The 26788-nt window shown below is 64.4% G+C and carries 20 protein-coding genes; 4 read left to right on the top strand and 16 right to left on the bottom strand.

Going from position 1 to position 26788, the window contains the following annotated elements:
- Positions 1–156 precede the first annotated feature (156 nt).
- The 4 genes from rpsT to EMB92_RS02130 all read right to left on the bottom strand — a co-directional run bounded on the left by rpsT (position 157) and on the right by EMB92_RS02130 (position 3818).
- Complete coding sequence (rpsT, locus tag EMB92_RS02115; RefSeq protein WP_043163770.1) at positions 157–417, bottom strand: 30S ribosomal protein S20; 261 nt, start codon at positions 415–417, stop codon at positions 157–159.
- Between the two features lie 101 nt (positions 418–518).
- On the bottom strand, positions 519–1307 hold the full coding sequence (locus EMB92_RS02120; protein ID WP_190973523.1) for a trimeric intracellular cation channel family protein: 789 nt from the start codon (positions 1305–1307) through the stop codon (positions 519–521).
- A 501-nt stretch (positions 1308–1808) separates the two neighbouring features.
- A complete protein-coding gene (locus tag EMB92_RS02125) occupies positions 1809–2936 on the bottom strand; it encodes a branched-chain amino acid aminotransferase (protein WP_043163769.1) in 1128 nt (375 codons plus the stop codon).
- A gap of 252 nt (positions 2937–3188) precedes the next feature.
- On the bottom strand, positions 3189–3818 hold the full coding sequence (locus EMB92_RS02130; protein WP_107043590.1) for a 50S ribosomal protein L25/general stress protein Ctc: 630 nt from the start codon (positions 3816–3818) through the stop codon (positions 3189–3191).
- A gap of 360 nt (positions 3819–4178) precedes the next feature.
- Here EMB92_RS02130 and EMB92_RS02135 point away from each other — a divergent pair, with 360 nt between their 5' ends.
- On the top strand, positions 4179–5177 hold the full coding sequence (locus EMB92_RS02135) for an alpha/beta hydrolase (protein ID WP_150393619.1): 999 nt from the start codon (positions 4179–4181) through the stop codon (positions 5175–5177).
- A gap of 1 nt (position 5178) precedes the next feature.
- Here EMB92_RS02135 and EMB92_RS02140 read toward each other — a convergent pair whose 3' ends face one another.
- The 9 genes from EMB92_RS02140 to EMB92_RS02180 form a co-directional block, all read right to left on the bottom strand.
- Positions 5179–6420 carry an AGE family epimerase/isomerase gene (locus EMB92_RS02140; RefSeq protein ID WP_223847521.1) on the bottom strand — a complete coding sequence of 414 codons (1242 nt, stop codon included), beginning with the start codon at positions 6418–6420 and terminating at the stop codon, positions 5179–5181.
- Positions 6421–6636: 216 nt separating this feature from the next.
- On the bottom strand, positions 6637–7662 hold the full coding sequence (locus EMB92_RS02145) for a LacI family DNA-binding transcriptional regulator (RefSeq protein WP_150393620.1): 1026 nt from the start codon (positions 7660–7662) through the stop codon (positions 6637–6639).
- Positions 7663–7939: 277 nt separating this feature from the next.
- Positions 7940–10654 carry a glycoside hydrolase family 2 protein gene (locus tag EMB92_RS02150; RefSeq protein ID WP_150393621.1) on the bottom strand — a complete coding sequence of 905 codons (2715 nt, stop codon included), beginning with the start codon at positions 10652–10654 and terminating at the stop codon, positions 7940–7942.
- 34 nt (positions 10655–10688) lie between these two features.
- Positions 10689–11513, bottom strand: coding sequence for an ABC transporter ATP-binding protein (locus EMB92_RS02155; protein ID WP_150393622.1), 825 nt, complete (start codon positions 11511–11513; stop codon positions 10689–10691).
- Between the two features lie 5 nt (positions 11514–11518).
- Positions 11519–12442 carry an ABC transporter ATP-binding protein gene (locus EMB92_RS02160; protein WP_150393623.1) on the bottom strand — a complete coding sequence of 308 codons (924 nt, stop codon included), beginning with the start codon at positions 12440–12442 and terminating at the stop codon, positions 11519–11521.
- Positions 12439–13443, bottom strand: a complete 1005-nt coding sequence (locus EMB92_RS02165; RefSeq protein ID WP_150393624.1) for an ABC transporter permease — start codon at positions 13441–13443, stop codon at positions 12439–12441. Before EMB92_RS02165 ends, EMB92_RS02160 begins: the two co-directional genes overlap by 4 nt.
- Before the next feature lie 18 nt (positions 13444–13461).
- Complete coding sequence (locus EMB92_RS02170; protein WP_150393625.1) at positions 13462–14451, bottom strand: ABC transporter permease; 990 nt, start codon at positions 14449–14451, stop codon at positions 13462–13464.
- Positions 14452–14470: 19 nt separating this feature from the next.
- Complete coding sequence (locus tag EMB92_RS02175; RefSeq protein WP_150393626.1) at positions 14471–16192, bottom strand: ABC transporter substrate-binding protein; 1722 nt, start codon at positions 16190–16192, stop codon at positions 14471–14473.
- 194 nt (positions 16193–16386) lie between these two features.
- Positions 16387–17775 carry a GH1 family beta-glucosidase gene (locus EMB92_RS02180; protein ID WP_150393923.1) on the bottom strand — a complete coding sequence of 463 codons (1389 nt, stop codon included), beginning with the start codon at positions 17773–17775 and terminating at the stop codon, positions 16387–16389.
- Between the two features lie 361 nt (positions 17776–18136).
- On the opposite strand from EMB92_RS02180, the gene EMB92_RS02185 reads away from it, so the two are divergent.
- Positions 18137–19402, top strand: a complete 1266-nt coding sequence (locus EMB92_RS02185) for a GDSL-type esterase/lipase family protein (RefSeq protein ID WP_395951744.1) — start codon at positions 18137–18139, stop codon at positions 19400–19402.
- A gap of 73 nt (positions 19403–19475) precedes the next feature.
- Entirely contained in the window at positions 19476–21371 is a 1896-nt protein-coding gene (locus tag EMB92_RS02190; RefSeq protein ID WP_150393627.1) for a sialate O-acetylesterase, read from the top strand.
- 201 nt (positions 21372–21572) lie between these two features.
- Here EMB92_RS02190 and EMB92_RS02195 read toward each other — a convergent pair whose 3' ends face one another.
- The 3 genes from EMB92_RS02195 to EMB92_RS02205 are packed head-to-tail and all read right to left on the bottom strand — an operon-like array spanning position 21573 to position 24485.
- Positions 21573–22997: an NAD(P)(+) transhydrogenase (Re/Si-specific) subunit beta gene (locus tag EMB92_RS02195; protein ID WP_150393628.1), complete on the bottom strand. Its 1425-nt coding sequence runs from the start codon at positions 22995–22997 to the stop codon at positions 21573–21575.
- Positions 22998–23297 (bottom strand): NAD(P) transhydrogenase subunit alpha part 2, encoded by a 300-nt coding sequence (locus EMB92_RS02200; RefSeq protein ID WP_043163752.1) that lies wholly within the window; start codon positions 23295–23297, stop codon positions 22998–23000.
- Positions 23298–23312: 15 nt separating this feature from the next.
- Positions 23313–24485, bottom strand: a complete 1173-nt coding sequence (locus EMB92_RS02205; RefSeq protein WP_150393629.1) for an NAD(P) transhydrogenase subunit alpha — start codon at positions 24483–24485, stop codon at positions 23313–23315.
- A 214-nt stretch (positions 24486–24699) separates the two neighbouring features.
- Between EMB92_RS02205 and EMB92_RS02210 the strand changes: the two genes are divergently transcribed.
- Complete coding sequence (locus EMB92_RS02210) at positions 24700–26760, top strand: AMP-dependent synthetase/ligase (RefSeq protein WP_150393630.1); 2061 nt, start codon at positions 24700–24702, stop codon at positions 26758–26760.
- Positions 26761–26788 lie beyond the last annotated feature (28 nt).

The raw sequence follows: 26788 nt of genomic DNA on the forward strand, positions 1-26788 counted from the left end.
ACGTGCCTCCTACCTTGCTTGTCAAGCCTTACTCAAGTCAAACGAAACCAGTGTACTCGACGCGAAAGACCCCGCGAACCGGACGGGTTCACGGGGTCTTTACGGCAATGTCGCCATTGACGGCGACTCACACCCTGATTACCGGGTGTCCTTCACTCACAGAGCGTTGATCGCGACGGCGAGGCCGGACTTGCGGTTCGCGGCCTGGTTCTTGTGGATCACGCCGGCGCCGGCGGCCTTGTCGAGCTTCTGGGCGGCGACCTTGAAGGCGGCCTCGGCGGCGGCCTTGTCACCGGACTCGATGGCCTTACGGGTGTTGCGGATCGCGGTCTTCAGCGCGGACTTGACGGCCACGTTACGCTTGTGCGCCTTCTCGTTGGTGATGACGCGCTTCTTCTGCGACTTGATGTTTGCCAATGTAACTCCAAACGACGTTTGCTATAAGGACATACGAGACGTAGATGATAGCACGCGGCGAGGATAAACGACGCGACACTCGCACCTTGCCGTTGCGGGTGTCAGTCTCCCGCTCGACGGGATTTGTCGTCACGTCCCGCGCGCCGGCTCTGACCGGTCTTATCCGTCTTCTTATCCGTCTTGTGGGGAGTGATATCCGGACGCCTGAGGTACCGGGCCTCGCCGGGCAGGTAGACGGTATGGCGCTCCATCGCACCGGGAAGTTTGATGTTGAAGATCACCGACGACAGACGCATGCCGACGACCAGGGCGATGATGACCAGATCGAGCGCGATCTCCTGCTCCGCGTTGAGCAGACCGGCCATGCGCCCCTTGCACACGAACACGTCGATGATGCATCCGACGGCCGAGGGCACGGCATACCAGTGCTTGTCGCGGATGATCATCGGCACGTCGTTGAGCAGCATGTCGCGCACCAGACCGCCGCCGAGCGCGGTCGCCATGCCAAGGAACACCGAGGTCATGCCGGAGGCGCCGAGATACATGGCCTTGGATGTGCCGATCACGGCGAACAGGCCGAGCGCCAGAGCATCCAGGGTCAGCATCGACCATTTGAGCTTGTCGACCTCAAGGTGCAGCACGGCGATGGCGACTCCGGAGGCCAGCGCGGAGAGCACCGACCATCGGTCGGTGATGCCGACGGGCGGCACCTCGAGGAGCACATCACGCAGGATACCGCCTCCCAACGCGGTCAGCCATGCGGTCACGAGGATGGCGAACAGGTCGTAGTTCTTGTGCACGGCCGCAAGTCCGCCGACCAGTCCGCAGCAGAACACCGCAAGGTATTCCACCAGCATGAAGAACATGTTGCTCTCCAGCGCCAGCTGCATGGCGTCTTCCTCCCTCCGGTGAAACCCTCATGGGCACGGAACCTCATGGAACCGCACAACAAGCTACCACAGGCCGCCGGCGCCCCGGCGCGTTCCACCAGCCAAGCGCATGTCACAGGTCAGCGAAACGAACTGGATCGGGCGGTATGGATGGTGATAATCGTGTGCAGGTCCGGCTGGCCTGATGTCGGGTTGAGCACCTTCCACCCAATACCTCCCATCTGCGTTCCCATTTCTGTCTCTCAGCGTCACTTATTCCCGAAATAAGCCCATCTCCCGGCAATAAGTGACTCTACCCCGACGTCAGCGTCACCTTTTACCGAGCACTGGAGAAATCCCGGGAATATGTGACGCTGACTAGGGACCAACGCCAAGGACCAACGCCAAGGACCAACGCGCCTTTTACCCGGAAGGGTTTTCCGCACCTTGTCCAGATACACGAAGACCCCTTGGAACCATTGCGATTCCAAGGGGTCTCCAAGCCAAGCAACCTAGGCTATCTCAGCATACCTTCCACATCCAGTTGTGCGGGTCCTCACGCTCGCCCAGCTGGATGCCGAGCAGCTCGTCGCGCAGGTCGACGGTGAGCTTGCCGGATTCGCCGTCGGCGACGGTCACGTCGAAGTCCTTGGACTTGAAGCGGCCGATCGGGGTGATGATGGCGGCGGTGCCGCAGGCAAACACCTCGGTGACCTCGCCGGACTTGATGTCCTCGAGCAGCTGCTTGAGCGGGATCATGGTCTCGACGACGTCGATGCCGCGGTCCTGCATGAGCTGGATCAGGGAGCGACGGGTCACGCCCGGCAGGATGTTGCCGGTCAGGGACGGGGTCTCCACGTGGCCGTCCTTGTGCACGACCATCATGTTCATGCCGCCGAGCTCCTCAAGATAGGTCTTGGTGGCGGCGTCGACGAAGCACACCTGCTGGCATCCGTTGTCGATACCGGTGTACTCGCCGAGCAGGGAGGCGGCGTAGTTGCCGCCGCACTTGGCGAAGCCGGTGCCGCCAGGGCCGGTGCGGAACCACTTGTCCTCGACCCAGATGCTCACGGGCTTGACACCGCCCGGGAAGTACGGGCCGGACGGGGAGGCGATCACGCAGTAGTCGACCTCCTGCGGGGCGCGCACGCCGAGGAACGGCTCGGAGGCGAACATGAACGGACGCATGTACAGCGTGTATTCGCGACGGGACGGCACCCAGTTGACGTCACGCTTGACGAGCGCGGCGACGGAGCCGAGGAAGTCGTCGATGGACAGCTCAGGCAGGTAGAGACGCTTGGCGGAGTTCTGGAAACGCTCGGCGTTCGCGTCCGGGCGGAACAGCCAGGTGGAGCCGTCGGCATGACGGTACGCCTTGAGGCCCTCGAAGACCTCCTGCGCGTAGTGCAGCACGGAGGCGCCCGGGTCCAGCTTGAGCGGCGCGTACGGCTCGACGCGACGATCGGACCAGCCTTCGCCCTTGGTCCAGGTCATGTGGGTCATGTTATCGGAGAAGACCTGTCCGAACGCCGGCTTGTCGATCAGCTCCTGACGCTTGGCGTCGGATGCGGGGTTCTCGTTCGGCAGTACGGTGAAGGGCTCGGCAAGCTTGTCGAGTTCCGCAGGATCGTGATGCGTGTTTTCAGTCATGTTCACTTCTTTTTGTATCGGGCCGCCGGAAGCGGCGTTCGTTACGAAGATTCGGTCGCGCGCTCGTGGCACGCGGTGCTGAGGGATACTTTGTCACATCCCGTCATCCAAAATATGGTCTGGTTCACATTCTGAAAAGAGATGAAAAGACCCGCGACGGTTCAAGGTCGCGGGTCGATTCGATATCGATCTCATGTGGCACGACGGGCGCGAGACCCGTCATGTCGTCGGCCGGATTCGCTCCGGCATCGATCACTTGGCGGCAGCGGCATCCGCAGCCGGAGCGGCAGCGGCATCCGCAGCCGGAGCGGCCTCCGGAGCGGCGGTGGACTCGGTGGCGTCCTCCGGAACCTCGACGGAGACGACGGACTCCTCCGGATCCTCGATGTCCAGCTCAGCGCCCTCCGGCAGGACGACGTCCTTGGCGAACACCTTGGCGCCGTCGGCCAGACCGTCGACGTTGATGACGATCTTCTCCGGCAGGTTGGCGACATCGGCGCGGACCTTGAGCTCCTGGATGTCGACGAACGCGACGGCGGCGCCCTTCGGGGTGCCCTCGACGAAGACCGGCACCTCGACGTCGATCTTCTCGCCGGCCTTGACCTCGTAGAAGTCGATGTGCTCGACGATGCGCTTGACGGGGTTGCGCTGGACGTCCTTGACGACGGCCATGGCCTTGTCCTCGCCGAAGGTCAGCTCGAACAGGGCGTTGGTGTGGCGCAGGGCGTTGGTGGTCTCCTTCATTGGGAGGGTGATGAACTTCGGCTCAGCGCCACCGGCGTAGATGGTGGCGGGGATGCGCTTGGCGACGCGCATACGGCGGGCGACGCCCTTGCCGAACTCGTTACGGACTTCACCGTTGAGGGTGATCTTGTTGGCCATTGCTGGACTCCTTAGGTTGGTTAACAGTGTTGTGTCACTTGTCGTTCTGTCTTGTTTGACGCCACGACGCGCCGCAGAACGATCCCCTAAGGAGGGAAGGTATTCACGCCGAGTCGATAACGGAGAACGCGGATCTCTTGCGGGACTGCATCCTCCCTCGCCAAAGCAACACGCTTTGGCTCGGTGCAAGGTCACGCGGTACACCGCGTTCCCCTCGCCTACGAACAATCCACCGGATTGTTCGCTTCACGGCTCGGCCTGCCAAAGCAACAGCATTCAAGTATATCCAAAGTCGGGACAAGGTACCGGTAACGACTAGACTGGAGGGGATTGATGTTGCTTCGAGGGAATCGAGTTGCGATGAAGCGAATCACCAGAGACGCGCTTATCGGGTCCGGCGTCGCGGCCGGAGTCCTTGGCGCGGGATTGCTGTCGACGGCCGAGCTGATGTTCCGCCTGTCGTTGGACGTCAAATACTCGCATTGGATGGAGCGTCTGATGTCGGCCCCGGCCGCGGCCCCGTACCTCGAGGCACCGCGACGCGATGCCGCCGAGGAGGCGGAGGCCGCCCGATGGTTCGAGACGGCGAAGCAGCCGGTTTCCCTGCGCAGCGAGGACGGTCTGAAGCTCAACGGATGGCTGTTCGATCCGGATTGCGCCTCCCCCGCCCCGCACCTGTATGCGATCACCATGCATGGATACACCGGAGGCCCGGCGGAGATGGCGAAGTATGCGCATCGCTTCGCGCGCATGGGATTCACCGTGCTCGTCCCCGCGCAGCGGTGCCACGAGAGGAGCGAGGGCCGCTACATCGGCATGGGATGGCTGGAGCGTCGCGATCTCATGGGATGGATCACGCTCATCGTCGCAAGCGATCCGGAGGCGCGCATCCTGCTGCAGGGTGTATCGATGGGGGCCGCGACGGTGATGATGACCACCGGCGAGCCGCAGCTGCCGCGCAACGTGGTCGCAGCTATCGAGGACTGCGGCTACACGTCGGTGTGGGACCAGTTCCTGTTCAACGCGAAGCACATGTACCATCTGCCGTATCGCTGGATGGGCGTGCCGGTCGTCTCCGCGATGTCCGCGATCGCGCGAAGGAGGGCCGGATACGACTTCAAGGAGGCATCGAGCGTCGCCTCGCTGCGGCACACGATCATTCCGATGATGTTCATCCACGGCGCCGCGGACACCTTCGTGGATCCGGGGTTCCTCGACCGCAACATCGCGGCGTGCGCCGGCCCCGACCGCGAACGCCTGCTCGTGCCCGGCGCGGGTCACGCGATGAGCACGAGCACTGATCCCGACCTCTATTGGAGCCGGGTCACGGCGTTCGTGGAACGGGTGTTCGGGCTGTAGATCAGCCGCGCGTCTCCTTGGCGGCGACGGCGATGGACAGCGACGGGTCGTACAACGGGATCATCATCGACTGGGTGGCGTGGTACAGGTCCGACTTGCCCGGCCAGACCGTGCCGATCGGCTGGTTGGTGCGGTCGAGCTGGTGGAACCAGGACCCGTTGACATGGTCGATGACGCAATCGTCGGCGTACTTGAGGAAGGTCGAGTACAGGTCGGCGTACTCCGTCTTGCCGGTCACACGGGCCAGCACGGACGAGGTGTTGATCGCCTCGGCAAGCGTCCAGTGCATGCGGTCGTGCACGACGGGCACGCCGTTCCAATCGGTGGTGTAGACGATACCGGGCGCGCCGTCGGAATCCCATCCGTCCGCAACGGCGCGACGGAACAGGTGCTCGGCCACGTCGACCAGCTGCGCCTTCTTCGACTCGGCAAGGCCAGGGGCGCTCAGCGCGTACTGGGTGATGAGTCGCGCCCATTCGATGCCGTGGCCCGGGGTGGCGCCGTACGGCTTGAACTGGTCGTCCTTCTTGTCGGCGTTGCATTCGAGGTCCAGCGACCAGTCCTCATGGAAGTGCTCGGGGATGCGCCATTCGTTGTTTTCAGCCCAGCCGATGACGTGGTCGATGATGCGTCCGGCGCGCGTGCGCCACGTTTCGTCACCGGTGACGTCGGCCACGGCGAGGAACGCTTCGACCGAGTGCATGTTGGCGTTGAGTCCGCGGTACGGGTCGAGTTCGGTGAAGTCCTCGTTCCACGTGTCAACGGACAGGCCGATTTCGTCATCCCAGAATCGCTTGAGGAACACCTGCTGCGCGTCGGCGAGCAGTTCGCCGGCGCCGGGGCGGCCGAGCAGCGTGGCGGAGGATGCGGCGAGCAGCACGAAGGCGTGCGCGTAGCACTGCTTGGTGCCGATGTGGCCGCCTTCCGGGGTGACGGCCGCGTACCAGCCGCCGTTGGCGTCGTCGTGGAGCTCGCCCGTGAGGCCCTTCAGTCCGGCGTCGACGAGCGCCTCGGCGCCGTCGTGCCCGGTGAACGCGGCGAGCGAGTAGACGTGGGTCATACGGCAGGTGATCCACGTTTCGCGATTACGGTCCTTCCACGGGGTGCCGTCGTCGCCCAGCCAGTACGAACCGCCGGTCGGGGCGGGGAACGCGTGGCCAAAAGCCATCAGGGAGTCGCGCTGGGAGTTCAGCCAGATCTTGTTCTCCGGCGTGCCGAGCGTGTATTGGGGTGAGATTGACATGATTATGTTGCCTTTCTTACTAGATTTGGGAAAGATATAGCGAAGTATGTCGAGAAGCGGCAGGTAAGGCGCGAAGTGTAGAGTCACGCCCAGCGCGAGGACTTGCGATTGCGTACTTTACCGGTTCAGTTTCTAGAACATCGCCACGGAATAGACGGACGAGTCGATCGTGACGATCAACACGACGTCCCCATATCGATGACCTCAGAGGCGCCCCTACGCCATTGGCCCTGTGGAAGCCCGCTCCACCAGACGGTACGGCGGCTCCGGCTCATCGCCGACGGTCTCCCCGTCGATCATGCGCAACAGCATCTCCCCCGCTTTCAGTCCGATCGCCCGGACATCGCGATGCAGGGCAGTGAGCGTGGGCGTGGCCGAAACGCATGCGGCGGAATCATCCCAGGCCACGATGGAAAGATCCTCCGGCACGGAAACTCCACGGGCCAAGGCCGCATGCAGCGCGCCGACCGCCGTAATATCCGTATCGCATATGATCGCGGTGGGACGATGTCCGAAGTCCAGAATCGCATTGCACAGCCGCTCGCCAGTTTCGGCCATGTACTTGCCATGCAGGGTGATGCAGCGCATGCCCAGTTTGGAACATTCGTCGGCGGTGGCGTTGTCGCGCGCCAACGTGTGCACGTAATCCTCAGGGCCGGCGATGCGCGCGATGCTGCGATGGCCCAAGCCATGCAGGTATCGGACGACCATGCGCGCGCCCTCGTCGTCGGAGCTGTAGAGCGTGGGCAGTCCGCTGATGATCTCACGCTGGGAGATGAACAGGGCCTTGACTTCGGGGTGTTCACGGAACAGCGCCAGTCGCGGGTCTCCAAGTTCGACGCCCAAGACGAGATGCGCGTCCACCTTGCCGGAGGCGATCCAATCCTCGTAGATGCGGCAGGCAGCCGCGGCGCCGCCCGCAGTCATGCGCAGCACGATGGAATAGTCGCGCGGGTCCACGGCCTTACTCAAGCCGGCGAGGCAGTCCATGGCGAACATGCCCGAGCCGAATTCCTCGGCATCGGCCACCATCAGCACCACGCCAATGGACCTGGTGCAGGCATCGGAAAGGGATTTCGCGGCACTGTTCGGCTTCCACCCCATGGAACGTGCCAATTTGAGCACCTTGGCGCGGGTTTCCTCGGAGACGCCGGCCTTGCCGTTCAGCGCGTACGACACCGCGCTTTTCGATACGCCGGAGGCCTTCGCCACGTCAGCGATGGTGATGGTGCCTTTCGCCATGGTTCTTTCACTTTCCTCATACATCGGAGCCCTGCCACGTATCACACCGGTTCGCATGATTCATCCGAACCGATTACGCGCGATTTACGTGCGATTACGCGGGACTCGTCCATCCCGGCATATTCCCGTTCAGGTACGCGGTACGGGTTCCATGCCGCGGCACTGAACCCGTACAGTCGTTCCCCATACTAGCCTTACGCCACCCATGCGGCGCACCACACGCCCACTGCGACACCCAGACCGAGGCCGAGGGTGTTCAGCTCCTTCGCGCCGCAGCTCAGTCTCGTTTGAGATCGTTGGCCGAGCGCAGCACATTGGACGCCGTGAACGCCTGCGGATCGTCGACGCCGTCCGATGCGATATGCCAGACGGCCGTCTCGCCGGGCAGTAGAGTCGCCAGTCCGCCGTCGATCGACGCGACCGCGTCGACCTTGTCGACCATGCAGAACACGTCGCGGGCGTAGGCGTGCGCCGTCACCGTCAACGTGTATCCACCGTCAGTGGCCTCGACCATCGCCGTGAGCGGTGTACAGTCGAGCTTCTGCTCGATGACTTCGGCCGGGTTGTGGATGACGCGGGCGAAGCCGTCGCCACCGGCGGGCGTCGCGACGAGGATCTCGTCCGTCGCGTCGCGGAACGCGGCGACGGACGCGTCGAGCGTCAGCGTGACCGATGACGTCGTCTCCAACGTGACATCGTCGAAGGTCTGCGAGGCGAGCGTCTCGCCGGCGAGCGTACGGCGTTCGACCGTCCACGAGCCATGCCACGGCGAGCAGGTGTCGTTGACGACGACAAGCACGAGCGTGTCCGGCTTGACCTTCTTGCCTTCCCAGCTCAGGTCGGCCTGCGCCCGGGCGGAGACGCGCGGCTGGATCGTGGCGAAGCGCGGCGCGAAGAAGTCGCGCGAGGCGTACCACAGCGGCTTGCGGTGACCGTTGTAGTCGACGGCCGCCCAGGAGACGACCGGCCAGTCGTCGTTGATCTGCCAGATCAGCGCGCCGGCGTTGACAGGTTCCAACGAGCGCATGTGCTCGACGCCGAAGCGGATGGCCTGCGCCTGCTGCAGCTGGCACGCCCAATGCCAGTCCTCGATGTCGTTCCAACGGTCGGTGGGGATGAGCCAGTCGCGCGTGCCGTCGGTGTTATAGCTCACGTCGTCGAAACGGCCGGGGGTCAGATGCGAGCGCATGCCGCGGGCGAGTTTGACGTTGCCGCCGGACGCTTTCTGGTGGACGAGCATCTGCTTGCCGAACGGGTCGAGCTTCTCATCGTGGACCACGCTGGTGAGCGTACTCCAGGCGGGCGGCGCCTGATAGCCGAATTCGTCGGCGAAGCGCGGCGTGTAGTCGAGGTATTTGCGGTAGTCCTCGCGGTTCCACACGTCCCAGATGTGCATGGTGCCGTCCACGTCCTTGTTGGCGTCGGTGAACTGGGTGAAGCTCATCGGGGAGCTCGGCAGGTACACGTGGACCGGGTCGAGTTCGGCGAGCAACGCGGGGAACAGTTCGGAGTAGTAGTAGTCGCCCCAGCCCTTTTCGCCGTAGCCATGCTCGTTGGCGGGCAGGTCGTCGGCGCGCAGGGCCTGCTTGAAGCCCCACCATTCGCTGTAGGCCACGTAGTTCTCGTTGGAGCCGTTCCACACGGTCAGACTGGCGTGGGAGCTCAGGCGCGCGATCTGTTCGCGGGCTTCGGCCTCCACTTCGGTCTTCGTTTCGGCGTCTTCCGGGTAGGCGGCGCAGGCGAGCATGAAGTCCTGCCAGACCATGATGCCTTCGCGGTCGCACATGTCGTAGAATTCGTCGGCTTCGTAGATGCCGCCGCCCCACACGCGCACCATGTTCGAGTTCGATTCGACGAGGTCGGCGATGCCGCGGCGGTAGCGCGCGTCGTCCACCTGCGAGGGAAACGCGGAGTCGGGGATCCAGTTGTAGCCGCGCGCGTGCACCGGCACGTCGTTGACGGCGATCCGGAACGGACGTCCGGTCATGTCGGCGCGGGTGTCGACGGCGAGTGTGCGGAAGCCGACGTGGCCGCGCCACTCGGCTTCCGTGGCGGTGCCGCCGACCGCCACGTGCACGTCATACAGCGGCTGCTCGCCGTAGCCGCGCGGCCACCAGCGTCGCACTTCGGGGATTTCGACGGTGAGCATGGCCTCGTCGCATCCTTCCTCGACGACGCCGGCCACTTCGAGATTGACGTCGTAGCCGCCGACGGTGACGGTCACGGGCAGTGCGCCGCTGCCGTCGCCGGTCACACCGTTGAGGTCCAGCGCGTCGGCCACGGTCATCACGCGGCCGCGTCCGGCGCGTTCGACCTCGACGTGGACGTCGAGCACGCCGGTGCCGTCTGGGCGGACGTCGACGAGCGGGCGGACGGAGGCGATGCGCGCGCCGCTCCACGAGTCGATGCCGATCGGACGCCAGATGCCGGCGTTGGCGACATCGATGCCCCAATCCCAGCCGAAGGAATAGCTGGGCTTGCGGATCTGGTTGAACGCATGGTGTTCGGTGTGCGGGTAGTAGCCGCGGCGACGTTCGGCGTCATCGGAGCTTGCCACGGGCGACAGGAACGTAACGCTCAGACGGTTGGCGCCGTCGCGCAGGTACGGACGCGCGTCCCAACGGTATGTGCGGTGGAAGTTGCGCGTTTCGCCGACGATGATGCCGTTGAGCGCGACGTACGCAACGGTGTCGAGTCCGTAGGCGACGAGATCGTGGCGCGCGTTGCCATCGTCATGCCAGTCGAATTCGCAGGTGAATCGCCAGACGATGTCGCCGATCCACTGCTGCCGGGTCTCGTTGTCGCCGTCGAAGGGGTCGTCGATGAGACCTGCGTGGAACAGGTCGATGGTTGCCTCTCCCGGTACGGTGGCGGGGATGCCTGCGGTGAGACGTTCGCGCAGTTCCTCCGGCGCGAGTTCGGGGTTGAGCGCGGTGAGCGTCCATCCGCTCTCGAGTGCGGAGAACGTGCTCGGGGTGGTGATTGTCGTCATGGTGTTCCTTGCGATGATATGACGGTTTGCGGTTTCAGTGGGCGGCGCGGGCGGCTGCGAGCTCCTTGAGGCGGCGCTCCGGGTCGGGGGCGGCGCCGATGAGGGTCTTCGTGTAGTCGCTCTTCGGGTTGAGGATCACGTCGTCGGCGGGGCCGCGTTCCACGATCTCGCCGCGGCGCATCACCATGATCTCGTCGGAGAAGTGGCGTGCGGTGGCCATGTCGTGCGTGATGTACAGCACGCCGAGGTTCTCCTCACGCTGAAGTCGGGCGAGCAGGTTGAGCACACCGAGACGGATGGACACGTCAAGTGCGGAGACCGGCTCGTCGGCGATGAGGATGCTCGGTTCGGGGGCGAGCGCGCGGGCGATGGCGACGCGCTGGCGCTGGCCACCGGACAGTTCGCTGGGCAGGCGCTTGGCGAAGTCCTCGCCGGGGGTGAGGCGCACGCGGTCGAGCAGTTCGATGACGCGCTTGTGCACTTCCTCGTTGCTCATGCCCGGGTGATGCAGTTTCATCGGCCTGGCGATATGGTGCTCCACGGTATGGAACGGGTTGAGCGAGGCGTACGGGTCCTGGAAGACCATCTGCACGGTTTTGCGGAAGATGTGGTCCGCTTTGCGTCCATGATGGTCGACGGGCTTGCCGTTGATGAGGATCTGGCCTTCGGTGGGGGTTTCGAGGCCGAGGATCATCTTCGCGATCGTGGACTTGCCGGAGCCGGACTGGCCGACCAAGGCCACGGTCTTGCCGGATTCGAGCGTGAAGTTCGCGTGGCTTACGGCCGTGAACTTCGTGGTCTTGAGGCCGGAACGCAGGTCGAACTGCTTGGTGACGTCCTTGAGTTGCAGCGTAGTCATGATGCTCACTCCTTGGTGGCGAACGGCGAGGCGCCTTCGGCGAGGTCCTCGGAACCGGTGCGGATGAACGAACCTCTGTCTCCGGTCAGGGAGGGGAAGCTGGAGAGCAGCTTGGCGGTGTATTCCTGCTGCGGGTTGGTGTACAGGCTCATCGCGTCGTTCAGTTCGATGATCTCGCCCTTGCGCATCACGGCGATGCGGTCGGAGATCTCCAGCAGCAGCGGCAGGTCGTGGGTGATGAAGATCACCGCGAAGCCGAACTCGTCCTTGAGACGGGTGATCTCGCGCAGGATCTCGCGCTGGACCACGACGTCGAGGGCGGTGGTGGGCTCGTCCATGATCATGACCTGCGGGTCGAGGGCCATGGCCATCGCGATCATCACGCGCTGGCGCATGCCGCCGGACAGCTCGTGCGGGTAGGCGTTGAGGCGGTTGCGGTCCACGCCGACGCGCTCGAGCAGTTCGCCGCACTTGTCGAGGCGTTCCTTCTTGCTCATTTCCGGGCGGTGGGTGGTGAACACGTCGCCCAGCTGGTCCTTGATCTTCTTGACCGGGTTGAGCGAGTTCATCGCGCCCTGGAAGACCATGGAGATCTTCTCCCAGCGGAACATGCGCAGGTCGTCGCCTTCGAGGGCTCGCACGTCGATCGGGTATCCTTCGCGGGAGTTGAAGACCACACGGCCGGAGGTGACGACCGCCGGCGGCTTCAGGAGCCGGTTGACGCCGTAGGCAAGCGTGGACTTGCCGCAGCCGGATTCGCCGGCGAGGCCGAGGACCTCGCCGCGGCCGAGCTTCAGGTTCACGTGCTTGACGGCCTGCACGGTTTTCTCGGCGCGGTATTCGACGCAGAAGTCGTCGATCTCGAGCACCGGGTCCGTTTCGTAGACGGGCGGGATGACGTTGGTCTTGATCTCAGTCGTCTCGGTCATGATGCCACGGCCTCCTTCGTACCGTTGATGATGTTGCCGTTGACGTTGGCAGCCGGGGTGAACTCGGCGTCGGTCTTGGCCTTGCCGGCCTTCTCCTCGAGCTTCCACTTCTTGATCTGGCTGCGGGTTGCGGCCTTGAGCTTCGGGTTGACGATCTCATCGACCGAGAAGTTGATGAGCGCGAGGGCCGCGCCGAACAGGGCGATGCACAGTCCCGGCGGGATGAACCACCACCATGCGCCGAGGATCAACGCCATGCCGTTCTGCGCGTAGTAGAGCATCGTGCCCCAGGTGTAGGAGTCGGTGGCGCCGAGGCCGAGGTAGGACAGGCCTGCCTCGCCGAGGATGGCGGCGATGATGGCGCTCATGGCCTGGGAGGCGAGCAGCGGGATGAGGTTCGGGAAGATCTCGACGAACAGGATGCGCCACGGCTTCTCGCCGGCGACGCGTGCGGCGAGCACGTAGTCGCGGGAGCGGACGGACATCGTGTAGCCGCGCAGCACTCGGGCGGGTCCTGCCCAGGAGGTCAGGGCGAGCACGCCGGCGACGAGCACGGACGACTTGGAGGGCATGTAGCTGGCGATGACGATCATCAGCGGCAGGCCCGGGATGACGAGCATCACGTTGGACAGGAGGGAGAACGCCTCGTCGGTGGCGCCGCCCACGTAGGCGCCGAGGATGCCGAAGAAGCTGGAGAGGGCCACGGCGAGCACGCCGACGGTCAGTCCGATGAACAGGGAGCCACGGCAGGCGTAGGCGAGCTGGGCGAACACGTCCTGTCCGGTCTGCGTGGTGCCGAGCCAGTGTTCGGCGCTGGGGCCGGTCATGCCGATGTCGCTGACCTTGTTCGGGTCGTCAACGAAGAACGGCACGAAGATGGCGAACGCGGCGATGAGGACGACGATCGTCAGACCGACGGCCAGCTTCGGCGTCATCGGGGGAAGCATGGAGTCGGCGCGGGATTTGCGGGCCTTGCCGGCTTTGGTGGTTGTTGCAGCCATTGTCTTTCAGTCCTTTCCTCAGCCCTGGGCCCTGGTGCGCGGGTCGATGAAGCCGTAGATCAGGTCCATGAACAGGTTCGCGCCGAGCACGGAGACCGTGATGATCATGAAGATGCCCTGCATGAGCGCGTAGTCGTTGTTCTGCACGGCGGTCAGCAGCGCGAAGCCGATGCCCGGATAGGAGAACACGGATTCGGCGACGATCGAACCCGCGACGACGAAGCCGAGGGAGATCGCGAAGCCGGAGATGGACGGCAGGATGGCGTTGCGAGCCGCGTAGGAGCGCATGATCTTTCCTCGGGACAGACCCTTCGCCTCGGCGGTCAGGATGTAGTCCTCGGAGAGGGTGGCGACCATCATGTTGCGCATGCCGAGCATCCAGCCACCCACGGAGGACAGTACGATGGTGATGGCCGGCAGTGTGCCGTATTTGATGACCGAGCCGATGAACTCCCAGCTCCAGCCGGGGGTGACGCTCCACACGTCATAGCCGCCGAACAGCGGGAAGATCGGGTTGAGCAGGCCGAAGAAGTACAGGAGGATCAACGCGAGCCAGAAGTACGGGATCGACTGCAACAGCGTGGTCACCGGGATGAGGTTGTCGATCCAGGAGCCGCGTTTCCAGCCGGCGAGTGTGCCAAGCAGCGTGCCGATGAGGAAGGCGAGGATGGTGGAGATACCGACCAGACCGACGGTCCACGGCAGGGTGCTGCCGATCACGGAGGAGACGGAGTTCGGGAAGTAGGTGACGGAGACACCCAGATCGCCGCGGAAGATGTTGCCGAAGTAGTTGAGGTACTGCTGCCACATCGGCACCGAGGAGTCGGAGCCGAGCATGAGCTCGATAGCGTGGCGGGTGGCCGGGGTGACCTGGCCCTTCTGCGCGAGCTTGGAGATCATCTGGTCGACCGGGTTGCCGGGCATGATGCGCGGCAGGAAGAAGTTGAGCGTCAGTGCCGCCCACAGGGCCACCAAGTAGAAGCCCAGTTTTCTCAGGACATATTTCATGATTGGTTCCTTACTGCCGTCACTGCTTCGGTTCGAGATGCTGCAGGATGATGCCCATGTCCCACGCCTTCCAAGCTGCGGGCAGCGCGTACATGTTGTCCTCGGTGGGCCAGCCGGTCACCTTGGAGTCGTTGAATTCGGTGAGCATCGAGTTGATGTAGACCGGGATGTAGGGCACGTCGTTCGCGATCTCCTTCTGCACGATCGCATACTGCGCCTTGCGCTCGGCCTCGTCCTCCGTGCCGGCGGCGGCCTCGATGGCATCGTCGACCTTCGGGTTCGAGTAGCGGGCGTAGTTCTGGCCGCCGGAGGTCTCACCCACCTTGGCCATCTGCAGGGAGCTGTAGCGCGGGTTGTACGTGTAGTACGGGTCAGCGGTGACACCCAAGCCCAGCGAGTCAAGGGAGAGCTGGTAGTTGCCCTTCTGCTCGTTTTCGTTCCACTGGTTCCATGCCATCTGCGTGGAGATGATCTCGACGCCCAGCGGCTTCATCTGCTGCTTCAACGTGTCGTTGATCAGAATGTAGTCGGACCAGCCGGCCACGGTCTGGATGGTCATGCTGAGCTTGACGCCGTCCTTGTAGCGGTAGCCGTCGTCGCCCATCTTCCAGCCGGCGTCCTCGAGGATCTGCTTGGCCTTCTCCTGATCCGCGGTTTCCGGCGTGGTGACGAGGTTCTTGTCGGTGATCCACTTGCGGTCTCGGTCCGGCATGAGCATCGTTGGCGAGCCGATGGCGCCCGCGCCGGCGCCGGCGAGCTTGTTGAGCTGCGTGCGGTTCATGCCATAGTACATGGCCTGGCGCACGGCCGTGTCGGTCTGCGGGCCTTTGCATCCGGCTTCGGTGTTGGAGCAGGTCATGACCACGGTGGTCAGTCGCGGCGTGTTCACGGCCGAGATGCGCGGGTAGTTCTTGAGCAGCATCTGGTAGCTGGGGATGTAGGCGCTCATCCAGTCGACCTGTCCGGCCATCAGCGTGCTGGTGGCGGCGGAGGCGTCGTTCAAGGCGATGTAGCGCACACCGTCGATCTTCGGAGCGCCGTTCCAGTAGTCCTTGAATGCGGAGAAGCTGTAGGACTGGTTGGTGAACCTGCTGAGCTTGAACGCGCCGGTGCCGATCGGGTTGGCGTTCGTATAGTTCATCGGGTCCTTGACGTTCTTCCAGATATGCTCGGGCACGATGGCCTGACCGCCGAGGATGCCGCCTTCCTGCATGTAGGCACCCTTGAACGGCTCATCAAACGGCGTGCCGTCGGCGTTCTTGGTCGGGAAGATGAGCTTGACGTGGTTCTCGTCGATCAGTTCCGCCGTGCATGCGGTGCCGTTGGTGTTCAGCGCCGGGGTGTCGTGAATCAGGTTGAATGTGAACGCCACGTCCGCGGCGGAGAAGGGTTCGCCGTCATGCCACTTGACGCCTTCACGAGTGGTGATGGTCAGTTCGGAGCCATCCTCGTTCCACTCGTAGCCGGTGGCGAGCATCGGGGTCGGATCCTCGTCGGCGGCCAGGTTGTACCAGTACAGCGTCTCGTAGATCACACCCAGGGTGGGGCCGAGTGCGGTGGGCGAGAACGGGTTGAAATTCTCGTTGAACGTACCCGTCGTACCGTTGAAGATGCTGACCACCGTGCCGTCCTGTGCGGTGCTTGACGAGGTCCCGCCGCAGGCCGCGACGGACACCAGGGAGGCAAGCGCGGCCACCGCGGCGATTGTTCGGCGCAGGGCTTTCCTCACTTTCGACGTCATCGTCAATCCTTTCGATTGGTTGGTTCTCTCTATGCCGGCGGCTTCGCCGGTCCCTCTTGCCGATCATGTGACTTAACCGGTTGAGTTGCCTTTACTATAACTCAACCGGTTAAGTTGCGCCACTCGGCGTGTCGTCTGTCATGCGGACCAAACCGCTTATCCGCGACGCCCCTCAGGAATCTCGCAAGGAAGCGCTACGCCTGCGGGATGGCGCGGTCGGCGATGAGCTTCCTGTACCACTTGAAGCTGTCCTTCGGGGTGCGCTCCAGCGTCTCGTAGTCCATGTAGACGATGCCGAAACGCTTGGTGTAGCCGAACGCCCATTCGAAGTTGTCGAGCAGCGACCACACGAAATAGCCGCGCAGATCAACACCAGCGTCCATTGCACGGCCGGCGGCCTCGAAGTGACGGCGCAGGTAGTCGATGCGGTCGGCGTCGTGCACGGCCTTGACCGTCTCGCCCGTGGAGGGATCGGCTTCGGAAACCAGATGGTCGTCGCAGGCCATGCCGTTTTCGGTGACCATCAGCGGCATCTCCGGGTAGTCGTTGTGCACGCGCATCAGCAGGTCGTAGAGTCCGTCCGGGTCGATGTTCCAGCCCATCGCGGTATGCGGCCCCTCGGTCGGCAGCCAATCCACATCACTGGCGCCCGGCGCGGTGGAGGCGGCAGTGGATTGCGGGAACTGCGGCCGGTCGCTCATCGCGAGCAGCGAGGTGTTGTAGTAGTTGACGCCGAGCACGTCGATCGGCTGGTGGATCTGCTCCAGATCGCCGTCCTTGATGAACTCCCAATCGCAGATGCCCTTGGTGATGGCGAACAGTTCGTCCGGGTAGTAGCCGCGCAGCATCGGATCGAGCCACACACGGTTGGCGATGAGGTCGAGGCGGTGCACGGCGTCGGCGTCACCGCGGTTGAGCTGGAGGTTGCATGTGACCGACACGTCCGAACGGTCGCCGACTTCGGCGCGTACGGCCTGCGCCATCAGGCCGTGCGCGAGGTTGAGGTGGTGCACGGCGGGGAAGGCGCCTGGACCGAGCCCCAGGCCGGGCGCATGCTCGGTGGCGCCGTAGCTCAGGTAGGAGGAGCACCACGGCTCATTCAGCGTGGTGTAGGTCCGCACGCGGTCGCCCAGACGATGGGCCACGACACCGGCGTAATCGGCGAGTTTATAGGCGGTGGAACGGTTCAGCCAGCCGTCTTTGTCGCCCAGATACTGCGGCAGGTCCCAATGGTAGAGCGTCACCGTGGGTTCGATGTCCTTGGCGAGCAGTTCATCAACAATGCGCTCGTAGAAGTCGAGGCCCTCCTCGTTCACCGGACCGTCCTCCGTGGGCAGCACGCGCGGCATGGCCACCGAAAAACGGTAGGAGTTGACGCCGAGGTCAGCAAGCAGGGCTATGTCCTCGCGCCAGCGATGGTAGGAGTCGCAGGCCACGTCGCCGGTATCGCCGTTGACCGTCTTTCCAGGGGTGTGCGAGAACGTGTCCCAGATGGAAGGGGTACGCCCGCCTTCCTTTGCGGCACCTTCGATCTGGTAGGAGGCGGTGGCCGTGCCGAATCGGAATCCTTCGGGGAATCGCATGATTGCCATGTCCTTTCTTGGGGTTATGCGTCGTCGAGGCCTTCATCGGCCTGACGTCAGGTGCGTATGTGATTGCTGTGGTAACGGCCGGGTGTCGGTCCGTCCGGCAGTAGTGTATCATAAAAACATGAACCGGTTAAGGCGTTGCGAGCGCAAGCGTTTCACGCCCACGTCGCATCGAAGGAACCGGGAAAAGACCTAGAACCGCATCGATTCAGTCAACGAGGAGCCACGAATCGCCATGTCACACCTACCAGACACGATCGCTTTTACGGACGTTTCCACTTCCGCCGCCGATGCGGATGTCACACGGGACGGCGACCGCACCATCATCAGTCCCGATCATCCGGCGTTGCGCGCCATGGGCCGCATCGACCTGACCGACCCGACCCGACCGGTGTGGGTGTACCCCTACACGCAGGTTTCCTTCCGCTTCACCGGAACCTCGCTCAGCGTCACTGTCGTCAACCATTGGAACTATGGAGACACCAAACTCGGCGTCGTCATCGACGGCGTGCAGACCGCCGTACGCATCCCCTCCGGTTTCATCGGCGCGAACGACATGCCCAACAGCAGCACCAGCGAGGGCACGGACGCGGCGCCGGCAACCGCCGTCGAGGCCGACGACGCCGCGCAAGCGGACGTCGCGGCCGACACAAGCGGCACCGCGCCAACGTATGGACCGGTTACCGTGACCCTGGCGGACCGGCTGCCGGACATCGAACACGAGGTAACGCTGTTCAAACGGCAGGACGGCATGCACTACCTCGAAGTGCTCGACTACAGGCTGGACGCGGGCGCAACCATCCTGCCGCCGGCGACACCCGAACCGACGCGACGCATCGAAGTGTTCGGCGACTCCGTGTCCTGCGGCGAGCGTAACGAGGCATCCCTGTACGTCGGCAGGCTCGACCCGGCCGCGGACCTGAGCGGATACAGCAACGCGTGGTACTCGTATGCGGCCATCACCGCACGCAATCTCGGCGCGCAGCTGCATGACACTTCGCAGGGCGGCATTTCGCTGCTTGACGGCATCGGCTGGTTCGCGGGCCCTGACTACGTGGGGCAGGAAAGCGCGTGGGACTGCATCCAGTACAACCCCGCGCTCGGCGAATCGAAGCCGTGGGATTTCTCCCGGTACACGCCGCACGTCGTGGTCGTCGCGATCGGGCAGAACGACGCGCATCCCGACGATTTCATGGCCTCCGATTACGACGGCGAGCGCGCGCGGCATTGGCGTACGCGCTACGTCGACTTCCTCAAGTCGCTGCATGCGCGTTATCCGAAGGCCGTCATCGTGTGCCTCACCACGGTGCTGCAGCATGATCCGGCGTGGGATCGCGCCATCGACGAGGCGGTGCGCGCGTTCAACGCTGCTCCGGATGCGCCGGTCAGCGCAGCGTATGGCAAGTTCGCCGAAAGTGATGCACCCGTTGCCGACGGCACGACGAACGACGAGATCGGCGCCGTGCGCGACGCCGCCACCCCCGCCGTAGCCCATCATTTCCTGTTCACGCGTAACGGTTCGGCCACGCCGGGCCACCCGCGCGTCGCCGAGCATGAGGAGATGGCGCGAGAATTGACCGCTTTCATCGAATCCCTCGGCGAGGGCGTCTGGCAAGACTGATCGAACGGGCCGGACTGAACGACGGATACTCCACATCAACCAATCACACCCTACCCATCCTCTAAGGATCATCATGACCGAAACCACTGCTCTGGTCACCGGACCTGCGCCCGGCGCCAACCTTTCCGGATTAAACGATCACGGCGACGCGGCGAACGACGCGAAACCGCTGGGCACGGACGCGTTGCGTGCCGCTGCCATCTTCTCGCATGACATGGTGCTGCAACGACGACGCCCGATCCCCGTATTCGGCACCGGTAAGCCCGGCATCGACGTGCGTGTGCGGCTGACCGAGGAGGAATCGGGCGAGTCGGCAGCAACTGACGTTGCCGGGACGGCCGCCGTGTGCGTTGCCGAAGCGACCGCCGTCGTCAACGCACACGGCGACTGGCTGGCGCTGCTGCCCGCGGTGGAGGCAGGCGGGCCGTACCGGCTGGAAATCACCTCGTCGGGCGACCACGTGACGCTCGTCTACCGTCGCGTGGTCGTGGGCGAAGTGTGGCTCGCCGGCGGACAAAGCAACATGGAGCTCGAACTGCATTCCAGCGCAGGCGCGGACGCGGCCATCGCCGCGAGCGCCGACCCGCTGCTGCGCTTCTACAACACGCCGAAAACCGGTGTCGTCAGCGAGGAACTCGAGCGTCACGCCCGCTGGCAGGTCGCCGGACCGGACACCAGCGGGTCGATGTCCGCGATCGGCTACTACTTCGCGCGGAAGCTGCGCGCCGAACTCGGCCCAAACGTGCCGGTGGGCGTTGTGGACTGCTATATCGGCGGCACGTCGATTACGGCGTGGATGAGTCGATCGAGCGTGGAACAGTGCAAGGCCGGACGCGACTATCTGGAGCGGTTCGACGCGGCGATCGCAGGCAAAACGGACGAGCAGTTCAGAGCCGAAACCGAAGCGTGGCAGACGAAGTTCGACCAGTGGAATCACGACATCGACACGGCGCGCAAGGCGGATCCGGGTGTGGCGTGGGAGAAGCTGACCGCGCAGTACGGTGAATGCCCGTGGCCGCCGCCGGAAACGCCGACCTCACAGTGGCGCCCGACCGGCGCGTACGGCACGATGGTCGAGCGGGTCGCACCGTATGGCATCGCGGGATTCCTATGGTATCAGGGCGAGTCGGATGAGGGTTGCCCTGAAAGCTACCGTCATCTGCTGGGCATGCTCATCGACGAATGGCGTGGGCTGTGGACGGTTCCCGGCGCGGGATCGGATGAGGGGAACGCGAACGGCAAGCCGCTGCCGTTCCTTATCGTGCAGTTGCCGCAGTGGATCGACAAGGCGACGGCCGCGGCCGGCAATGACCCGCTGCGTTGGCCGCTGATCCGCGAGGCACAGCAAGACGCGGCGCGCACGATCTCAGGCGTGTCCATGATCACGTTGATCGACTGCGGCGAGTTCGATAATCTCCACCCCACCGACAAGCGCACGCCGGGCGAGCGTCTGGCCGATTGCGCGCTGCACGAGATATACGACCGCGGCGACATCGCCGTCGATGGACCGGAGGTCACGTCCGTCGTCGTGCACGCCGCGGCCGAGACCGACGACAACGCAAGCGGCAGCGCCGCACGTGACGGCAAATGCGAGGGCGCAGCGGTGACATTGCGCTACAGTCACGCCACAGGACTGCATTTCGACGGCACCGTGCCAGGCACATTCGGACACGACATCGCCACCACCGCGCCGGCGGCGTCAAATACGGCCGAAGTCGGGGCGGATATGGGCGTTACATATTCCCGATTCCACCGTGACGCGGCGGAATCGGGCTTCGAATTGGCGGACGCCGACGGCGACTTCCATCCAGCCGAGGCAACCATCGACGTCGAGCACGGCACCATCACCGTGCGAACCGAGCAGGTGGACCGACCCACGCAGGTGCGCTACGCGTGGCGCAGTTGGGGTCCCGCTCCACTGTTCAACGGCGACGCCCTCCCCGCTCCCCCGTTCCGCCACACGCTGTGATCGACTACCGGCCTATTTCTCTAGCCTCATTTGGTATTCCGTGGGACTCAACGCCGAATCCGGCTGCAGTCGCGTTGAGTCCCGCTTGAGTCCCACGAGTGGGAGAAAGCATGGCATGGATGCACGCGTCTCTAGTGCCGCACGCAGGCGAAGCCGCATGCTTCGAATCTGATGCGGCACGCAGGACGTGCACAGCCTCCCCTACGCCAGCAGCTCCTTGACGGCGGCGATGACGGCCTGCAGACTCTTCTTCGCGTCGCCGAACAGCATCTGCGTGTTGTCCTCGAAGTAGAGCTCGTTCTGGATGCCGGCGTAGCCCATGCCGCGGCCGCGCTTCATGACGACCACGTTCTGCGCCTTGTCGACGTCGAGGATCGGCATGCCGGAGACCGGGGTGCCGGGGCGGCGCGCGGCCGGGTTGGTCACGTCGTTCGCGCCGACGACCAAGGCCACGTTGGCCTGCGGGAACTGCGGGTTGATCTCCTCGAGGTCCACCAGCTCCTCGTAGGGCACGTTGGCCTCGGCGAGCAGCACGTTCATGTGGCCGGGCATACGGCCGGCCACCGGGTGGATGGCGTAGGAGACCTCGACGCCGTGAGCCTTGAGCAGTTCGCCAAGGTCGGCGAGTTCGCGCTGCGCCTGCGCTTGCGCCAGACCGAAGCCGGGCACGAAGATGACCTTCTCGGCGTAGACGAGCTGGACGGCGAGGTCGTCCGGCGTGGTCTCCTTCATCGTGCCCTCGGGGCCCTCGCCCGCGGCCGCGGCACCCGAGCCGCCGCCGAAGCCGCCGGCGAGGACGGAGATCAGCGGACGGTTCATGGCCTGGGCCATGAGGATGGACAGGGTCACACCGGCCGAGCCGACGAGCGCACCGGCGACGATCAGAGCCACGTTGTCGATGGCGAGACCGGACATGGCCACGGCCGTACCGGTGCAGGCGTTGAGCACGGAGATGACGACCGGCATGTCGGCGCCACCGATCGGGATGACGAACACGAGGCCGTAGGCGAGGGCGAACACGGTGGTCAGGATCGACCACAGGAGTCGCTGCTCGGGCTGGACGCACAGCATGACGAGTGCCGCGATGGACAGCACGGCGAACAGCACGTTCCACACGCCCTTGCCGGGCAGGGCGAGCTTCTTGACCCACCTGATGCCCTGCAGCTTGCCGGCGGCGATGAGCGAGCCGGTGAACGTCACGGAGCCGATGAGGATGCCGAGGCCGGCGGTGATGAGCACCACGATGTCCGGCAGCCCCTCCTTGGTGAGGATGTCGTTCAAGGCCACGAGAGCGGCCGCGCCGCCGCCGACCGTGTTGAACACGGAGACGAGCTGCGGCATGTCGGTCATCTTGACCTTCTTGGCGGACACGACGCCGGCGATCGCGCCGATGGCGATGCCGACGACGAGCACGACGACGGCGATCGTGTTGATGAAGCCCTTGGCGAACAGCACGATGAACGCCATGAGCACGGCGACGACCATGCCGAACGCGGAGATCTGGTTGCCCTTGCGCGCGGTCTTGGGCGAGTTCATGAAGTGCAGACCCACCACGAACATGACGGCGGAGAACAGATAGACGAACCATGCGACGATGTCGATGGTTCCCACGGTTGCGGAGGCCATTTACTTCTCCTCCCCCTTCTTCTTGTTGGACTTGAACATCTCGAGCATGCGATCGGTGACCACGTAGCCACCGACGACGTTCATCGTGCCGAGTACAGCGGCGAGGAAGATGAACGCGTAGGCGAGCGGCGAGTTGGCCTCGGCGGCGACGATCACGACGCCGACGATGACGATGCCGTGGATGGAGTTCGCTCCGGACATGAGCGGCGTATGCAGGGTGGCGGGCACCTTGCCGATCACCTCGATGCCGATGAGCAGGGCGAGTACGAACAGTGTGATGGAAACGACGAGCGTAGGCATCCTTATCCCCTTCCTTTACTTCTTCTCTTCCGCCGCGGATGCTCCGGACGCCGTGGGCGTCGGCGCCTCGGCGCGCCCGGCCACGATCAGCGCGGAGTCCAGCTCCTCATGAAGGTCCTGCGTCAGCCTGCCGTCGCGCACGAAGTGGGCGAGCACGTCGGCCACGTTGCGTGCGAGCAGGTTGGACGCGGTGGTAGCCACGCCGGAAGCCAGATACGGTGCGCCGATGATGGTGACTCCCCCGTCGGTCACGTGCGTGCCGACCGCGGATCCCTCGACGTTGCCGCCGAGATCGGATGCCGCGCAGTCGACGATGACGGCACCGCGCTTGAGCCCGTCGACGCCGGCCTTGGTGAGCAGCACCGGGGGCTTCCTGCCCGGAACCTTCGCGGTGGTGATGACGATGTCGAAGCCGGCGGCCTTCTCATCGACGGCGGCCTGCTGCTGCGCCTGCTCCTCGGGGGTCAGGGCGCGCGCGTAGCCGCCTTCGCCCTGTCCTTTGGAGAAGTCGAGTCCCAGATCGAGGAACTTCGCGCCCAGCGACTCGACCTCGCCCTTGGAGGCGGGACGCACGTCGTAGGCGGTGACGACCGCACCGAGACGACGCAGCGTGCCGATGGCCTGCAGACCGGCGATGCCGGCGCCGAGCACGAGCGCCTTGGCGGGGCGGATCGTGCCTGCGGCGGTGGTCATCATCGGCAGGAACGAACCGTAGGCGTCGGCGGCGAGGATCGCGGCCTTGTAGCCCATCACGGAGTTCTGGGAGGTCATCTCGTCCATCGACTGCGCACTGGAGAGCTGACGCGGCAGCTTCTCCATGGCCACACCGACGAGGCCCGCGTTCTCGAGCGCAGCGACGTATTCGGCATCGGTGAACGAGCCGAGCATGCCGATCACCCACTGGCCCTCACGCAGACGTGCGAGCACGTCGGCGTCCGGCCTGTCGACGAATCCGAGTGCATCGGCTCCGGCGATCACCTCGTCCCGCGTCGCGACGGTCGCCCCCGCCTTCGCGTAATCATCATCCGTATAGTGCGCGGCGGCACCCGCGCCGCCTTCGATCAGGCAGGAGACCCCGCTCCGCCCGAGTCTGGTGACGATATCCGGGGTCAGCGCGACGCGGGATTCGACATCCGACGTCTCGCTGAGCACACCGAAAGCCACCGTGGCTTCCTTGCTTCCAGCCATGAGAGCCCTTTCTGACATTGGCTTTAGGCCAGCACCATAACTGGCCATACGCTGACCAGTGTAATCGAAAAAGCGCGCCGCGCCCGGATATCATCCGACAAACGGGCTTTCCCCCGGCATTTTCCCTACGCTACCGTAAGGTGACGTGTCGCGACGTGACGGCTACACTGGCTTGGTTGAGACAGGACATAGCAGCATTGGCAAGGAGCGTCACGTGTCGGTTTTCTCCACGTTGAAACAGCAGACCACGAACATCACGCGGAAGGCGTTGCGTCTCGGCACCGATTTCGTGCACCCGGTGGGCGACGATTCGGGCATGGAGCCCGACTACGTCTCCGAGGACGAGGCCCAAGAGGGCATCTCCCGCGAGGAGAACATCACCCTGCCCCACACCGACGAGTGGGGCCCGGGATACCCGACCACCACCTTCATCGACGAGAAGACCGGTCTGCTCACCGCCGAGACCGCCGGCAATCCGCCGCTCGACGACCACACGACGATCTACAGCATCTACGAGGACCGTGCGCGTCGCATGGGCGACGAGCCGCTGTACACATACAAGGAAAACGGCGAGTGGGTCTCGAAGACCGCCAACGAGTTCCTCGTCGAAGTGCGCAAGGTGGCCAAGGGCCTGCTGCATTACGGATTGAAGAAGGGCGATGCGGTCGCGTTCATGTGCCGCACCTCCTACGAGTGGGATCTGGCCGACGCGGCGATCATGGCGTGCGGCGGCGTGCTCGCCTCCATCTACGACACCGATTCGGCCGAGCAGATCCGCAACATCGTCAACAACTCCGACGCCCGTCTGCTCATCGTCCAGGACACGGCGATGCGAGACAAGGCGGACGGGGCGATCGAGGACTGCCCCTCGCTCGAGCAGATCGTATGCATCGAGACCGGCGGCCTCGACGAGATCGCCGCATACGGCGATTCGGTGAGCGACGAGGAGCTCGACGAGCGCATCGACTCCCTGCGCAAGACCGACCTGTGCTCGATCATCTACACCTCCGGATCCACCTCCGCTCCGAAGGGCGTCGAGATGACCCACGAGAACTACTGCACCGATGCGTTCAATCTGCGCGACTACATGCCCGACCTGCTCAAGAACGACAAGCACGGATCCATCCTGCTCTTCCTGCCGCAGGCGCACACGTTCGCCCGTGCGATCAACTACATCTGCGTGGCCAGCAATCTGCGCATCTACATCGCTACCGGCATCAAGACGCTGCTCACCGACCTGCAGGTCGCCAAGCCCACCGTGATGATCGTCGTGCCGCGCGTGCTGGAGAAGGTGTACAACGCAGCCTCGCAGAAGGCCGGCCATGGCGCCAAGGGCATGCTGTTCGCCGCGGCCGTGACCTCAGCGCAGAAGTACATGAAGGAGATCAGCGAGAACGGCAAGGCCAGTGCACTCACCGCGATGCGCCGCTCCTCCTTCGACCCGATCGTCTACAAGTCGCTGCGCGAGGTGCTCGGCGGCCGCATGCGCTGGATCGTCACCGGCGGCGCGCCGCTCGACCCCGAGCTGCTCGCCTTCTTCCGCGGCGCGAACGTGCCGGTGTACGAGGGTTACGGTCTGACCGAGACGACCGCCCCGTGCGCGTTCAACCCGCTGGGCGTGCCGTTCCACGAGGGTTCGGTCGGCATTCCGTTCCCGAGCTTCAGGCTTCGCATCGCCGAGGACGGCGAGATCCAGGTGGCCGGCCCGGTGGTGTTCCATCGCTACCATAAGAACGACGAGGCCACCGAAAACGCGTTCACGCCGGACGGCTGGCATATGACCGGCGATCTGGGCCGACTCGACAACGACGGCTTCCTGTACATCACCGGACGCAAGAAGGATCTCATCATCACCGCCGGCGGCAAGAACGTGGCGCCCGGTCCGATCGAGGAGGTCATCCAGCGTTGTGAGATCGTCTCGCAGGCGCTGGTGCTGGGCGACAAGCGTCCGTTCATCTCCGCGCTGATCACGCTTGACGAGGAGACGCTGCGCCCGTGGCTCGAGGCCAAGGGACTGGACCGCAACATGTCGATGGAGGACGCGGCCAACAACGCGGCCGTGCGCGCCGAAGTGCAGAAGTGGGTCGATCAGGCCAACGAGGGAGTCTCCCGCGCCGAGTCCGTGCGCAAGTTCATCATCCTGCCCGAGGAGTTCACGCAGGAGAACGGACTGATGACCGCGTCTCTGAAGGTCATCCGCCCGAAGGTGATCAAGCGCTACGCCACGCTGCTCGCCACGCAGATGTATACGAAGAAGACCGCCCCGCGTCAGTGACGGTCGGCGGTCTTCCATACGACAGCCC

This window comes from Bifidobacterium callitrichos (assembly GCF_008698085.1).
GTDB classification, from domain to species: Bacteria; Actinomycetota; Actinomycetes; order Actinomycetales; family Bifidobacteriaceae; genus Bifidobacterium; species Bifidobacterium callitrichos.